Origin of the sequence: Phenylobacterium sp. (assembly GCF_037138395.1) — a bacterium.
Lineage (GTDB): Bacteria > Pseudomonadota > Alphaproteobacteria > Caulobacterales > Caulobacteraceae > Phenylobacterium.
Window position 1 is genome coordinate 1 of the sequence record NZ_JBAXIM010000064.1, and the last position, 13,612, is coordinate 13,612.

Here is a 13,612-nt window from a genome sequence, read left to right on the forward strand (position 1 = left end):
CGGATGGAATTTCATCTTTGATCACAGCAAAAGCCCACTCCGGCACATCAAAGACGTGTCTCTCAGGCATTATATTTTTCAGGCCCTGGGCTTTATGTGGGCGATAAGCTTCTCAATCGCGATTGGGAGTTATACGACAGCTTTTGCTAACATTATCGGCCACTCGGTGTTGATCGGCGCCGCGGGCATTACTGTCGCGACCTATACGGCTGCGAAGGTCAAGCCGTCCTTGTTCAACGGTGCCGGGCGCCGACCGGACGGCGAGCACGAGTGAACGGCTCGACCCGGATAGGGCTAAACCCGAGCGCCACCGGCCGGCCTAAAATGAACCTGAACCGACCTTGACCCGGCTGCGACTGGATAGACCTGACACAGGGTGCAAGATGAACGTCCGCGATCGGGCCCTGCAGGTCTCAGAATAGCCCCTCCTGCGAGGGCGCTTGGCCTGCGCTTGCAGGGAAGACACTGTTCTCGAGGGCGGCTCGACCGACGCCCAGGTGGTCGCGCAGGACCGCTTTAAACACCGAGCGCACGTCAGCTGTCGGTGCCAGATCGCGGGCTTCGAACAGTCGGTTGTCGTTGAGGGTGGGCCAATCGCCGATCATGCCACCCGGCTTCAGGGCCCCACCGGCCATCAGCATGGCTGACCCGGTGCCGTGGTCCGTACCGCCGGTGCCATTGGCGCGCGCCGTTCGGCCGAACTCGGTGGCAATGACCACGACCGTCCGGCTCCAGTCTTCGCCGAGGCCGGTGCGCAAGCCCGAAACCACCTGATCCAGCCCTGTCAGGCGCGCCTGCAACTGGCTGACCTGCCGTGCGTGGGTATCCCAGCCATCGACCGACAGGGCGACCACGTCCGCCCCGTCAGGTCCCGCCATCAACCGGGCGATCGCCTGACCCAGGCCCGCGATGTCGTTCCGGGCCAGGCGGGCATCGCCGCCCATCGCCATGGCCTGGGCCTCCGTCTGCAAGCCCGCCGCCAGGTTCTCGGCCAGCAGGCGATCCTCGACATAGAGGTCCTGCAGCAGAGACGCGATACGGCCCTCAGACCCTGTCTTCCCGCCCGGAGCCCAACTGGAAGTGGCCGTTGACCCTCGCAGGATCAGTGGTGTCTGCGCCCCGATCGACAGACCCTTCAATCCGCCGGTGGCAGCCAGCGCCCGGTTTAGCCAGCCGTCAGTCTGCTGCCTGAGACCCTCGCCGCCGTTCTCAAGGACATCCTGTGCATCGAAATGCGAACGAACCCGAACAGGGATGGCGACAGCCGCGGCGAACCGCATCTGGCCCTGTCCATGGAGGGCGTGTAGCCCCGCCAGGGAGGGATGCAGACCGAAGCCGTCAGACAATGGAAGGCTGTCCTCGATCGCCAGCGCGCCGCGCAGGGGGCGGTAATTGGCGTCCTCGTGGGGCACGATCACGGACAGGCCGTCCATGGCCCCTCGAGCGATGACGACGACCAGCTTGTTCCGGGGCCCGGCGGCGCTCTGGGCTCCGGTCTGTCCGGCGAAGGCCAGACTGACGCCGGCGGCAGAGGCCCCCAGCAGGAAGCGACGGGTGAGATCGAGGGAACGGGTCATCGGCGCTGAAACTCCGGCGACATGAGGAACAGGGTGAAGGCCTCGGGTCGGCTCTCGGCGCGCAACACAGCCTGGCGGGTGCGCTCGCCCAGCCGGGATCCCAGGGCGGCGGCGGCGGTGGCATTCGGGTCGGCGGCCTGCACCAGACTGGCCGTGGTGCGCGACCAGTCCAGCCGTTTGACCAGGGCGTCGGGCCCGGCCCAGTCGGCGGCCGTATCTGGCCAGCCTTCCGGCGAAGGGGCGCTCTGTGGCGGCTGACCCATGGCGAGCATGGCCTGTCGCAGCGGCAGCACCTGCCGGGGCTCCGTGCCGAACGCGCGATGCGCCGAGACGATGAACTCATAGGGTGTCTTGAACTTGGCGGGGGCGGGCTCCCAGGCCTGGGGCGCGGCGATCAGGGCGCGCGCCACGACGGACAGGTCGCCACCCGACGTCGTCCAGGCTCTCTCAAGCGCAGCGACAAGCGCCGCAGGCGGCACGTCCGCCACGAAATGCGCGGCGATCTTCCGGGCCAGTCTCCGAGCGGTCTCGGGCCGATTGGCGAGGTCCTTCAGGACGGACTCGCCCTGTTGCCGCCCGCTGTCGGCATAGCGACGGCCCAGGACCCTTCGCTCGCCGGGCTCATGCACCACAGGGCGATAGACGAAGCCGTTCTGGCCCGTTTCGCCCGCGAGCGCCTGGGCCATGGCCCGGCCCCTGCGACCGCCGCCGCGACCCCCTCCGCCGCCGCCGCCGTCCCTTTCGGCCGGGATTGACCAGCCGGTCAGGGCGCGCGCGAACTCAGTGACGTCGGCCTGGCTGTAGCCAGCATCTGAGCCGACGGTGTGCAGTTCCAGGATCTCCCGGGCCAGGTTCTCGTTCAGACCGACGTTTCGTCGCTTGCCCGCAATGCTGTTGGGTCCCACCGACTGAGCCTGATCAAGATAGAGCAGCATGGCCGGATGCTGTTCGGCGGCCAGCGCCAGGGTCTCGAACCGGCCGAAAACATGAGGCCGGATCGCCTCGCGTTCGTAGGCGTCCACGAAGATCGCCGACTGGAACTTGGTCGCCGATGCCGTGAAGTGGTTCGCCCAGAACAGGGCCCAGCGCTCGGCGAACCCGTCGGGCGTCGTGGTGGCCAGCTGAGCCCGCGCCAGGAAGGCTTCGGCGGCGACACGGGTCAAGGCCTGGCGACTTTCCCGGCGCGCATCGAAGGCGGCTTGACCGGCGGGGTCTGTCGGGCGGTTGCCTCCCACCGCCGCGGAATTTTTCATCGCGGCCTCCGGGCCGGCCCCGGCTTCCCGTCGGCTCGTGGGGCGATCCGGGACGTCCTGGCGATAGGCAAGGAGGGCCTGCACCTGGTCGGTGGACGACGGAAACTCGCCCCTTGGCACCGCAGCGCCAGAAACTCGCACCTGGGCCTCCAGCCATTCGCGGGGATTGGCGGCGACGCGGTCTATCTCTCCCGGCCGCGCTCCCATCCCGAAACGGGTCAGGGCGATGGCCGCGTTCAGGCGGTTCGCGTCTTGCGGCAGGGTGCGCATCCGATCCAATCCTGTTCGATACAGAGAAAACGAGAACGGGCCCGCATTCCGTCGAAACGCGCGTGAGGCCCCACTGCAATTGAACCTGCAGCCCGCGCTGGCCGCTAAGCCCCAGGGCCAGACCCCCGGACGGGCTCCCAGGCAAGTCCGCCAGGGGTCTTTCTCCCCGTTTGGGCCCAGGCCTGGAAGCGGACCTTAGACCGATAGGGCAGTCAGCAGACTGCCGGACTCAAGCGTCTGAATGCATCCCACAGGTGGCTGGAGGCTCCCCTGCGGACCGTTCCGGGTTGTCCCCGGCGGCCTCATCACGGGCTCAGGGAGATTTGTGGCGGAGGGGGGGGCGGAGAGGGTGCTCCGCTAAAGATTGTTGCTTTTTCGCGTATAAAATCAATTCTGGATTTATGCCCACCAACATATCCAACACTATGGGCAGCCTTACCGCCAGCAGCAGCGCCTTCGCATCGTATGCGCGGCCCCTGCCCCCTGGCGGCAAATAGGCCACCCCCGCGAAGTCGCGGAGGCCGCCCTCGCCCACAGTATCGGCGACGCCGCCGAGCAGGCCTACCGGCGTGGTGACGCCCTAGAGAAGCGGAGGCGGCTCATGGCGGTCGGACGCGTCTTGTATGGTTGGGTTAGCTGAAGTTAGCGCGAGGCGAGCGGCCCGCCGCTCGGCCGCTACTGGATAGATCTGGCACTTGGCGCCAGATGAACGCCCGCAAGCGGACTCTCCCAACGTCAGAGAAGGGTGGGAAGCGGACGTTGGCTCGCACGTGAACGACGGCCGCTATGGCCAGAAGCGGACATTACCAAGACGCGCGGAGGCCTCGTCCAGTTCGTCCATTGGTGGGCACTATGGCTCTTGTAGCCCGGCCTTCTCGGACATCATGGGGCGCTGGCTACGGCGGCCCAGTCAGACCTGTAGGAGCCCTGCGATGGCCTGACGGCAGGCGAGCATGGACTGACCCACGACCATGCCCTTCCAGTCATCATGATCACAGTAAAACGCCGCGCGGATCTGGGCCTTGATCAACCGCCCAAGGGGGGATCCGACATCGCCCCGGGCGCGGAGCCAGTTGTCGGCGATCACGGCCTGCAGCACCTGGTCGCTCCTGAGCGTTCCGACCTCCAGCGCCATGGCGGTCACCTGGGCATGGGGAAGAAGGGCCGCTGCGGCGCTGAGGCCGTCTCCCTCGATCGGCACGGAGGCGGCGCTGCCGTCACAGGTCGATGTGACCGCCGCGCCGTACCAGGACCGCGCCCTCGAAAAGGCGGCGGCATCCCGCGGTTGGGTGACGATCTGCTCGGCAAAGCCCCTCGGGCCAAGCCCTGTGTGGTAGTCGATGATGGCGATCCGACCAGCCTGGCGCAGATAGGTGCTGAAGATCTCCGTCTGCGCCTTGCGCGACCAGGTCGGCGCCGTCCCGCCGTAGTAGATGCCCCTGGGGTGATCATATTGGCCGCGGGTCAGCGACAGCTCCATCTCCGATGCGCCCACCCGACCGGCCAGCCGCTTCATGGCGGCGTCCAGTTCGGCGCGCGTCCCGTCAGACCAGGTGTCAGGACAGATGCTGGCGCTTAATTCGTCGTAGCCGGCGTTGACAGGCAGCGGCCCAGCGAAATCGACCCAGTTGCGGTTGAGATCGACGTTCTCGTGAGTGACCCTGCTGAGCCAGGCAAAGCCGTAGGGATTGATGGCGTGGATCATGAGAACGGCGACGCCGTCCGGCAACCGGGCCGGCTGTCGCCGCCGCAGGAGATCGACCTGGGCGCCGGAGCCACAGAATCCTTCGACTCCGTGGGTGCCCGAGATCAGAACCAGCACCCGTTCGGCGCTGCGGGGGCCAAACCAGGCGGTATCGCAGTACAGCCTTGCGCCGTCCGGCCCCGGCTCAGGGTGTTCAATCGCTTCGAGCAGCCCGCCGCACTCCCGCGCGAAGGTCTGGAACCGCGTTCTGCCTTGGCCATAATCGACCGAAAAGCTGTCCGCGACATTGTATCCGCCGCCGGCGGAAGCCGCCGAGGCCAGACCGGGTTGCTGAGACTCGGCAAGGGTCATCGGGCGTCCGTCGGCCCGGATGCGACGTCGACGCCCAGGGCAAACTGCAGACCGCGACTGATAGCGGCCGGAAGCACCGAGACATGCCCCTCATCCGTGAAGACGACGGTCTCGGCGACATATCCGTGGCCGCTCTTTAAGGATCCCAGCCGCTGCCCCAGCGCCCGCGCGTTTTCGACCATGCCGCAGAAGTCCGCCGAGGCCTGAGCTTCCGCCATAGTCTTGAAATGGCGCAGTGCGCCGGAGTCGGGTGTCTGCTCGCGGCCGCCGACGTCGATGAGAAGTCTTGGAGACACCTCCCCAGCTTCGACCTTTTCCCGGAACGCCTGTTCGCCGGCCAGGATTGCCTGATCCGACCACCAGATGGACGGACTGGACGCCACGAACGTGCGGAACATGGCCGGCCGGGTGAACAGTATGCGAAGGACTGCAAGCCCTCCGAGCGAGTGACCCATAACGGTCTGATCGGAAGGGTTGGTCGGCGCAAGACGCGCAATCGCAGGGCGGATCTCCTCCTCAACCACCCGGATGAAGTCATCAAGGCCGCCGGTCAAATCGGCCGTCAATCCCGGGATCGCGAATGGCAACGCCGCGAGCCATTCCGGCGTCGCCGGTGTCGACAGGTCCTTCATTCGAAGGGCCATCGCAGTCATCAGGTCATCGGTCGCATAGCCGATCGCCACCACGACCGCTGGTCGCAGACCGTCGGCGGGCGCGCGGCTCCGCATGATCTCTGCGACGGTCGCAAAGCAGCCGTTGCCGTCGAAGATGTAGAACGCCGGAAACCCTTCCGGAGGAGGGTCTCCGGCCGGAACCGAGATGAACAGCCGGTGCTCCCGGCCCGTGATCCGGGAGGTGAAATCAAAATACTCGGCGCCTGGCACGGTCACCGCACGTCCCTGCCCAAGCTTGGGCCCGTGCTCGCTGGAGGTCGTGGTCGGGTCAGACACGTGGGAGCTCATTTTCAGTCTCGGGTTCGGTGACGGCTAGGCCGGCGATGTTGGCCAGGTGGCGCTCATGGTCCTGTCGGGTGATTGAGAAGAGCGAAATCACAGCGATCGAAAGCAGGCTCGTCGAGGCGTTGATCGGCAGGTAGATCGTCGCCAGATGCGTCAGGATCTCCTGTGGAACCTGGCCCGGCACCGCCTTCTCCGGGAAATGCACGAACTGGAGGATCAGGCCCGTCCCCATTGCGCCGACGCCGGTGACGATCTGCTTGAGCATGGTGTCGGCGGAGAACAGCAATCCCTCTGACCGTCTCCCGGTCTGGGTCTGAACCTGCTCGACAATGTCGGCCATCATCGAGGTGAGGATAATCAACCCGACGATGACCAGCGTGCAGGCGAAGAAAGCGTCGGCGACCAGGAGCGGAAGAATGACCGGGCTCCCGTTGGGGGGGAGAAGTCCCAGCAATCGCAGACTGACCGGCAGGATTCCCGCGATGAGCGACAGGGTGAAGGTCCCAAGCAGCGCGGGCTTCTTGCCAAAGCGCTTAGCGAATAGGGGCCCGATCGCCACGGCGGCGAAGGGCGAGAGGCCAACCGCGCCCGTGAGGGCCGAGATCTGGCGGGCGCTGAGCTCCCAGAAGAAAGTGTTGAAGTAGTCGGTCAGTCCACCGACCAGGCCAGTCCCGACGCCTGCGATGACGCCCGAAATGGTGAGCACAAGAAAATTCCGGTTGAGCAGCGTTGTGGCGATGGTCGCAAACAAGGCCGCCACCGACGGATGGCGTTCGGGCTGGCTGAGATGTCGGATCTCACGATGCGTTCCGAGCGATGACACCATGATCGACAGGAAGATCATGATCGCCAGCGCCAGGCCGTATCTGGCATAGCCCGCCGGATTGAGCTGGCCCGGCATGTGCTGGCCATGGTCATTGACGAAAGGCGTGAGAAACAGGATCAGCGCCGTGACGATCATGATGACCGGAACCACGATCAAGAGCAGGTTCCTGTAACCGGACAGGACCGTGCGGTCGTCGTAGCCCGGCGCAAGCTCGGGGAGCAGCGACGCGTTAGGGATCTCGAAGAGGGCGATCGAGACCCTGGCGGCGACAATGCAGCTGGTCATGTGCGCGGCCAGCGCCGTGCCGGTCCAACCCTGCGGCGGGTTCAGCAACGCCCAGACGGCCAGCGAAGCCGGCAAGGCCGCGGCATACATGAACGGATGTCGCCGCCCCAATCTGGACCGCCACATGTCGGACACCTGGCCGATGACCGGACTGGCGATGGCGTCGACGATCAGGGCCGCGCCGATGGCCATGGAAACCCAGAGCGCAGGCAGTCCGAGCACCTGATTGTAGAACAGCATGACGACGCCGATCGCCACAGCCTTGAGACCGAAGGCGATTGAGCCGATCGCGTAGGAGACTTTCGTCAGAAGCGGCAGGCGCCGGCCCGACGAGGGCGCTGGATCACTCATCGATGTCTTTCTGCCCACTCAAGGGTCGATACGATCGGGCGGCGTGAAGCGCGGTCGGGCGCGCCTGACCGGTTCCTGGCGCGCCGCACGCATAAAGGCTCAGAAGTCTGCGGTGACTGTCAGGCCATAGGTCCGCGGTTGATAGATGTTGGCCATCTGCGGGCCGAACTCGCCGGCCAGGGTGCTGCTGGAGACCGAGCTGATCGCCAGTTCATCGCCGACATTCTTCACAAACGCCGTCAACTTCCACCGTTCCGCGGCGACCCCGACACGGAGGTCCAGCATGTCATAGCTGGACATCCGCTGACGCGGCCCCGTCGCCGTGAATTCACCCTCGCGGTCACCGGCATAGCGCCAGTCCAGCCCGACAAAGCCGCTCAATGCGCTGGTCAGCGGGCGTTCGTAGTTGGCGCTGAACGACGTGCTCCAGCGGGGGGAACCGGGCAGTCGATCGCCGTCGAGGCCGTTGACGCTGGCGGGCAGATTCTCGGTCAGTCGGGCGTCGGTGTAGGCCCCGTTCAAATTCAGGCTCAGACCGGCCAGAGGCGTGGCGCCAATATTCCATTCGACACCCGAACTACGGGCCGCACCGCCGTTGAGCGTCGTCGACACGCCCCCGAACGAGGCCGCGATCTGGATATCCTGCCACGCAATACTGAAGGCGGACACTTCCAACGTCATACGGCCATCAAGGAGGCGGGCCTTTATCCCGCCTTCCAGGTTGGTGGTGGTCGAAGAGGTGTAGCTGCGCGGCAGGGTCGACGGAGCGAGGATCGGCACGTTGTTGCCGCCGCCCGGAACAAAGCCCGTCGCGATACGTCCGTAGATCATCAGATCCGGCGTCGGGCGCCAGCGCGCATCCGCCGAATAGGTGAACACGCCTTCCGAGCTGGGGTGGTTGAGCACGATCCCGCCGCCGAGCAGGCCAAAGCCGTTCTCGTGGAATTCCTGGCTGTTGTCGCTGTAGCGGCCGCCCAGGGAAACATCGAAGGTCGGAGCGATCTGGTAGTCGAGATTGGCGTAGACCGCATACTCCCGATAGCTTTGGGTGTTGTAGAAGCCGCCCGTGTCCAGAGGGGCATAGGGTGACTTGAACAGGATGGTCTTCTTGGCCAGGTCCACCAGATACGTGTCCTGGTTCACGTAGCCGTCCTGTTTGGCGTAGTAGCCGCCGACCTGCCACTGGAGCGATCCATCGCCGTTCGAGGAAAGCCGCAGCTCCTGGATGGTCGCTTCCATCCCGGAATTCTGCTGGATCGTCAGGCCGTAGGGCGGAATGCCGAACAGGGGGAACACCACGGCCGACAGATAGGCGCCGTAGGACTGGCTCACGTCGGAGCCGAGGTAGCTCTGGTACTTCACGTAGCTCGTCGACGAGAGAAGTTTGGCGAAGCCCAGGTCCCAGTTGGCGGTGATGTTGTAGAGCTGGTTGGTGACGTCACCTGGATCGCCCACGAGTGACGTGTAGGTCCGCGCTCCGGTCTTCAGTGACAGGCTGCCCGGATTAACATCCACGACATTCGCTTCGTCCCACGTGCGCTTCTGGTAGGCGGCGTTCAGGCGGATCGAGAATGTGTCGCTGGGCTCGTACAGGAAGGACGCCCGCCCTCCTTTGACGGAGGCTTCGTTGATTTCGGACAGGCCCCGCGTGGGGTCATCTATGAACCCGGGATAGTTGTTGTCATAGGCAACCAGTCGCAGCGCGGAATTCTTGGACACTGGCAGGTTCAGCATGCCGTGGAGGTTGTAGCCGCTCCCACCGCCATCAACCGATGTCAGCGTTGCGTCGATGCCTGCCGCGAACCCGGTCGGATCGGGCGCGTTTGTGACATATTTGATCAGCCCCCCCAGGGCGTTTGCCCCGTAGAGCGTGCCCTGCGGCCCCTTGAGAACTTCGACGCGCTGCATGTCGAAGCTGTCGAGATTGGGCGCGATGAAGGCCGATAGCCCGGTGCTTCCGTTCGACGAATAGGGCGTCTCATCAACGTAGGCGGCCGTTGAGCTGTTGACCGAATAGGTGCCCGTCGTCAGGCCGCGCATCACGAGTTGGGTGCCGAACCCGCCGACGCCGATGATGTTCAGGCCCGGGATCTTTCCCGCGAAGTCTTCGATGCGGAAAGACTGGGTCGCCTGAAGGGTCTCACCGCTGATCGCCGTGATCGCCATCGGGACGTCGAGGCTTTTTTCCTCACGCTTCTGGGCGGTGACAATGAGTTCGTCGACCTGGGCCGACGGCTGAGCCGGCGCCGTTTGCGACCAGGCTGGAGCCGCCGCCAACATCGCGATCGCGCTTACGCTACAGAGAATTCCCCTACGCATTTCCGTCCCCTCCGGCTGTCGTTTACGACTGTTGTCGGAGACGCTACATGCAATATGTATTACTTGTAAATGGGCTTCATCGGGACTGTTCGTTGCGCCCCTGTGTAGGGTATGCGCTGTTCAAAGACCGTCACAGCATCGCAATAGGCCAAACCGATAGGGAGGCGCTCAATGACATCAGACACGCGCTCCATCAGGGCGACAGCGGGGAAAGGCAAGGCCGTCCGCGAGCGTCGATCGCAAGCGGATCGCAGTGCTGAGACCCGCGACAAGGTGCTCGCCGCCGCGATCCGCCTTCTGCATGAGGGGGGCTACTCGGCGGCCAACATAAAGGCCATCGCCAGCGCAGCCGGCGTGAGCCTCGGGTCTCTGCAGCATCAATTTCCCACCAAGGCGAAGTTAATGGCCGCGGTTGTCGACCAGCTGGCGCGGAAGCGGATCGAGGCCTACCGCGCCGCGGCCGATCACATTGACGACCCATGGAAGAAGTATGGAAGCGTCTTCGATACGACCTGGTCCGTCGTCAAGGAGCCGGAGTTCGCGGCGGTCCTTGAAATCATGCTCGCCCGGCGCAGCGACCAGGAACTGCGAGACGAGACGGGGCCGTCCTTCGCGACGAACGAAGCCACTGTAAAGGAGTGGGTCCTCCACCTCGGGGAACAAGCCGGCGACGAGGTTCGCGCCGCAGAATTCAGTCGCACCCTGTCGAACACCTTGATGTACGGACTGGCGATGCAGCTCGCGATCGGATTTGACCGCGAGGAGGCGGAGGAGCTCGTTAGCTACTGGAAATCACTCATTCGCCTTGCCGGCCGACATCCGGAACTGCTGCCGGAACGCCTGCGGATGGGCGCCAAGGGCGCCGCCTGACCGGATCCTCTACCATACTCTCTGGCCGAAGTTCGTTTCATCGCAACGTGCATGTCGAGACCGGACTATCGCCAGACCTAGGGCTGAAGTCCCAGATGTCTGCTTAGAGTCAGGACGCGACGTTACCCCGCTTCGCTTTCAAGGTCCGCAAAGGGTCGATTCTCCCCGTTGCAGTCGCGCCCCATAGCGGACCTTTCGAGAGAACCGCTCGTAAACAGCCCCACTGAAAGGTGCCTATGGTTCGTTCTGGGTTTGTCTCGGATGGCGTCGCGTTGGCAAACCCGCCGGCCTGACGACTTAGAATCCTACTGAAATAACTGATGTTTTCAGAGCCGCACCAAATCGCCACGGTGCGGAGGTCTGGAGAGTATCAGCTCCATCAGAGAGAAATCCGCCCGTTTCCCCGGAAGTGCAGTCCGGAGCCAGTCCGGAGAAACCCTGTAATACAACGGGATTTTCTGGCACCGCCCGGCCCACAGAGAGATTTGTGGCTAGGGGCGATGGCGGAGAGGGTGGGATTCGAACCCACGGTACCGGTAAAGGTACGCCGCATTTCGAGTGCGGTGCTTTCGACCACTCAGCCACCTCTCCGACGAGGAATGGCACCTGAAAAGGCACCAGTGAGTGCGAGGCGCGGAAACTAGCGACGGCGCCGGGCGGAGGCAAGCCTGCGCGCGCGAAGGGCGGGGTCTAGGCCTCTTCCTCGTCCACCGGCAGCACGGCCAGGCCGTCGGGGTCGGCATGGAGGATGTCGCCGGGCACGAAGACCACGCCGCCGAAGGCGACGGGGGCGTCGCGCAGGCCCTCGCCGCGCTTAAGCGTGCGCATGGGGCAGGTGCCCAGGGCCTTGATGCCGAGGTCCATATCGGCCAGCTCTGCGGTGTCGCGCACGGCGCCGAACACCACCACCCCGGACCAGCCGTTCTTCACGGCGTCGGCGGCCAGGTTGTCGCCCAAAAGGGACCGGCGCAGGGAGCCGCCGCCGTCCACCACCAGCACCGCGCCCTCGCCGGGCTCGGACAGGGCCTGTTTGACGAGGGCGTTGTCCTCGAAGCAGCGGACGGTGCGGATCGGGCCGGAAAAGGCCACACGTCCGCCAAAGTCGCGGAAGGTGACGTGGCAGACCTCGATCACGTCCTCGTAGGCGTCGCAGAGATCGGCGAGGGTCGTCATGGGGCGTCTCCAGTTCGGCCGGGTCGGACCGGGCGACGGAACTATGCTCCGCCTCCCGGCCCGCAGCCAGTCGTTTGCGCCCAACCTTCGCCCGGCGCGTCCCGCCTACTTCGGCGGGGGGTTGACCACCTGATAGCCGGTACCGCCGCCGGTCTGGACCGGCTGGTAGTACTTGCCGTTGCAGTACAGGTAGACCTGTCCACCCGACATCTGCTCCTGGCAGTCGCTGCCGTTGCTCTCGGTGGGCTTGTCGGTGACGATGGAGCCGACGATGGCGGCTCCGGCAGTCACCACGGCGGCCTTGCCGAAGAACTCCAGGAACTCGTTGTCGTCGTCGTCATAGTAGTAGCCGCCGCCGTAATAGTAGCCGCCGGAGCGGTAACCCGGAGGCGGGGCGCCATAGCGGCGCTGGTTCGCGGGCCGGCCATTGTTGACCACCACATTGTTGCCGCCGCTGCCGATATTGACGTTGCTGCCGTTCACATTGCCGCGACCCTGGGGGTTGACGCTTCTCTGGGCCGACGACCGGACGTCCCGGGGGCCTTGGGCGCGTTGAGCTGGCCCGGGGCCGACGGCGGCCCGGGCGACGGGTGCACCGCCGCGGGCGGCGCCCGCCCGTGCCTGGGACAGGGCTTCGGCCGGGATCAGGATCGCCAGGGCCAGGGCCGGCGCCAGCAGGTGGAGGGATCGGATGCGCATGTTGGGTCTCCTCACTTCGCGGCCGGTTCGTCGCGGAACCGGATCTGCTTCGCGCCGGGCGCGGGCTTGAAGGTGAACTGGCCGTCCGTGCGGCGGGGCGAAAGGTCCCACCGGATCAGGGCCGTATACTGGGGCTGGGCCGCGTCGGTCAGGGACGTGATGACCATCTTGCGGGGCAGGGGCTTGTCGCCCTGCTCGATCCAGATCTGGAAGTCGACGCCCGGCTGGCGGAAGGCGTAGTGGTCGGTCAGGACGCCGCCCACCTTGGCCGAACCCACCTTGAAGCCCTCGGTCGGCTTTTCCGTCACCGAAGAGGCGTCGCCCCAGCGGAACAGGTCCTGCAGGGGGAAGTCGATGCCGTAGGCGGTGTAGGCCTTGCTCAGCAGGTTGCCGATCGAGCCGGTCAGGGGCGCCTGGGCGTAGTAGCCATCCTGGCCGGCCACCGTGAAGGCGGCACCGTCGTAGGTGGCGTTGACCACGCCCTGCGGGCCCTCGAGCCGGGCCGTGAGGCGGTTCGGCATCTGGACGGCGTAGTCGACCATCCGGTCCAGCTGGATGCGCTGGCCGTTGTTCAGGATGCTGTCGATGCTGCTTTCGACATGGATGTCGAAATTCTTCAGGGTGCGCAGGTAGGCGCCCATGCGGTCGAGGGCTGCGGCGGCGTCGGGATCCAGCGCCGGTGCTGCAGCCGGTGCGGGAGCCGCTGCGGCCTTGGCCGGTTTCGCGGGCGTAGCCGCCTGGGCGGCCAGGGGGGCCGCCGCGCTGGCGACCGCAGCCGCCAGTATCAGGTTTCGGAGGAGAGCCATCGGATGTCCTGTTGTGGTTGCAAAACCAGCCTGCACCCTGCGCCCGCCGAGCGCTGTCCGATATTGGTCAATTGGCAAGAGCCCTATCCGCGTCGGTTATGGCCGCGCCGCAATTCCGCCCCCCAGGGGGAGGTGGACCGCGCAGCGGGCCGGAGGGGGTCAGCTGAG

General features: G+C 65.4%; 11 protein-coding genes and 1 tRNA gene. 2 read left to right on the plus strand and 10 right to left on the minus strand.

What is annotated here, in order from left to right:
- A partial coding sequence (locus tag WCJ52_RS06875; RefSeq protein ID WP_336902564.1) for a hypothetical protein occupies positions 1 to 274 on the plus strand: 274 nt, incomplete at its 5' end.
- A 139-nt stretch (positions 275 to 413) separates the two neighbouring features.
- On the opposite strand, the gene WCJ52_RS06880 is transcribed toward WCJ52_RS06875, so the two are convergent.
- From WCJ52_RS06880 to WCJ52_RS06905, 6 genes are all read right to left on the minus strand, one after another.
- Positions 414 to 1,577, minus strand: a complete 1,164-nt coding sequence (locus WCJ52_RS06880; protein ID WP_336902565.1) for a DUF1501 domain-containing protein — start codon at positions 1,575 to 1,577, stop codon at positions 414 to 416.
- Positions 1,574 to 3,100, minus strand: a complete 1,527-nt coding sequence (locus WCJ52_RS06885) for a DUF1800 domain-containing protein (RefSeq protein ID WP_336902566.1) — start codon at positions 3,098 to 3,100, stop codon at positions 1,574 to 1,576. Before WCJ52_RS06885 ends, WCJ52_RS06880 begins: the two co-directional genes overlap by 4 nt.
- Positions 3,101 to 4,010: 910 nt before the next feature.
- Positions 4,011 to 5,156 (minus strand): M14 family metallopeptidase, encoded by a 1,146-nt coding sequence (locus tag WCJ52_RS06890; RefSeq protein ID WP_336902567.1) that lies wholly within the window; start codon positions 5,154 to 5,156, stop codon positions 4,011 to 4,013.
- The gene (locus WCJ52_RS06895) at positions 5,153 to 6,106 is read right to left on the minus strand and encodes an alpha/beta hydrolase-fold protein (RefSeq protein ID WP_336902568.1); all 954 of its coding nucleotides are present in this window, start codon (positions 6,104 to 6,106) and stop codon (positions 5,153 to 5,155) included. Before WCJ52_RS06895 ends, WCJ52_RS06890 begins: the two co-directional genes overlap by 4 nt.
- Positions 6,099 to 7,577: an MFS transporter gene (locus WCJ52_RS06900; RefSeq protein WP_336902569.1), complete on the minus strand. Its 1,479-nt coding sequence runs from the start codon at positions 7,575 to 7,577 to the stop codon at positions 6,099 to 6,101. Before WCJ52_RS06900 ends, WCJ52_RS06895 begins: the two co-directional genes overlap by 8 nt.
- A gap of 99 nt (positions 7,578 to 7,676) precedes the next feature.
- On the minus strand, positions 7,677 to 9,896 hold the full coding sequence (locus tag WCJ52_RS06905) for a TonB-dependent receptor (protein WP_336902570.1): 2,220 nt from the start codon (positions 9,894 to 9,896) through the stop codon (positions 7,677 to 7,679).
- Between the two features lie 171 nt (positions 9,897 to 10,067).
- Here WCJ52_RS06905 and WCJ52_RS06910 point away from each other — a divergent pair, with 171 nt between their 5' ends.
- Complete coding sequence (locus WCJ52_RS06910; RefSeq protein WP_336902571.1) at positions 10,068 to 10,766, plus strand: TetR/AcrR family transcriptional regulator; 699 nt, start codon at positions 10,068 to 10,070, stop codon at positions 10,764 to 10,766.
- Positions 10,767 to 11,267: 501 nt separating this feature from the next.
- On the opposite strand, the gene WCJ52_RS06915 is transcribed toward WCJ52_RS06910, so the two are convergent.
- The 4 genes from WCJ52_RS06915 to WCJ52_RS06930 form a co-directional block, all read right to left on the minus strand.
- Positions 11,268 to 11,357 (minus strand) — tRNA-Ser (locus tag WCJ52_RS06915).
- A 99-nt stretch (positions 11,358 to 11,456) separates the two neighbouring features.
- Complete coding sequence (rraA, locus tag WCJ52_RS06920; RefSeq protein ID WP_336902572.1) at positions 11,457 to 11,939, minus strand: ribonuclease E activity regulator RraA; 483 nt, start codon at positions 11,937 to 11,939, stop codon at positions 11,457 to 11,459.
- Positions 11,940 to 12,044: 105 nt separating this feature from the next.
- Positions 12,045 to 12,638 (minus strand): DUF6515 family protein, encoded by a 594-nt coding sequence (locus tag WCJ52_RS06925; RefSeq protein WP_336902573.1) that lies wholly within the window; start codon positions 12,636 to 12,638, stop codon positions 12,045 to 12,047.
- Positions 12,639 to 12,649: 11 nt separating this feature from the next.
- Entirely contained in the window at positions 12,650 to 13,444 is a 795-nt protein-coding gene (locus WCJ52_RS06930) for a DUF2092 domain-containing protein (protein ID WP_336902574.1), read from the minus strand.
- Positions 13,445 to 13,612: the final 168 nt, after the last annotated feature.

Bases quoted from the DNA above. Each gene is read 5' to 3' on its own strand.
- WCJ52_RS06880 (WP_336902565.1), bottom strand. From the start codon at position 1,577: ATGACCCGTTCCCTCGATCTCACCCGTCGCTTCCTGCTGGGGGCCTCT.
- WCJ52_RS06885 (WP_336902566.1), bottom strand. From the start codon at position 3,100: ATGCGCACCCTGCCGCAAGACGCGAACCGCCTGAACGCGGCCATCGCC.
- WCJ52_RS06890 (WP_336902567.1), bottom strand. From the start codon at position 5,156: ATGACCCTTGCCGAGTCTCAGCAACCCGGTCTGGCCTCGGCGGCTTCC.
- WCJ52_RS06900 (WP_336902569.1), bottom strand. From the start codon at position 7,577: ATGAGTGATCCAGCGCCCTCGTCGGGCCGGCGCCTGCCGCTTCTGACG.
- WCJ52_RS06905 (WP_336902570.1), bottom strand. From the start codon at position 9,896: ATGCGTAGGGGAATTCTCTGTAGCGTAAGCGCGATCGCGATGTTGGCG.
- WCJ52_RS06910 (WP_336902571.1), top strand. From the start codon at position 10,068: ATGACATCAGACACGCGCTCCATCAGGGCGACAGCGGGGAAAGGCAAG.
- rraA (WP_336902572.1), bottom strand. From the start codon at position 11,939: ATGACGACCCTCGCCGATCTCTGCGACGCCTACGAGGACGTGATCGAG.
- WCJ52_RS06925 (WP_336902573.1), bottom strand. From the start codon at position 12,638: ATGCGCATCCGATCCCTCCACCTGCTGGCGCCGGCCCTGGCCCTGGCG.
- WCJ52_RS06930 (WP_336902574.1), bottom strand. From the start codon at position 13,444: ATGGCTCTCCTCCGAAACCTGATACTGGCGGCTGCGGTCGCCAGCGCG.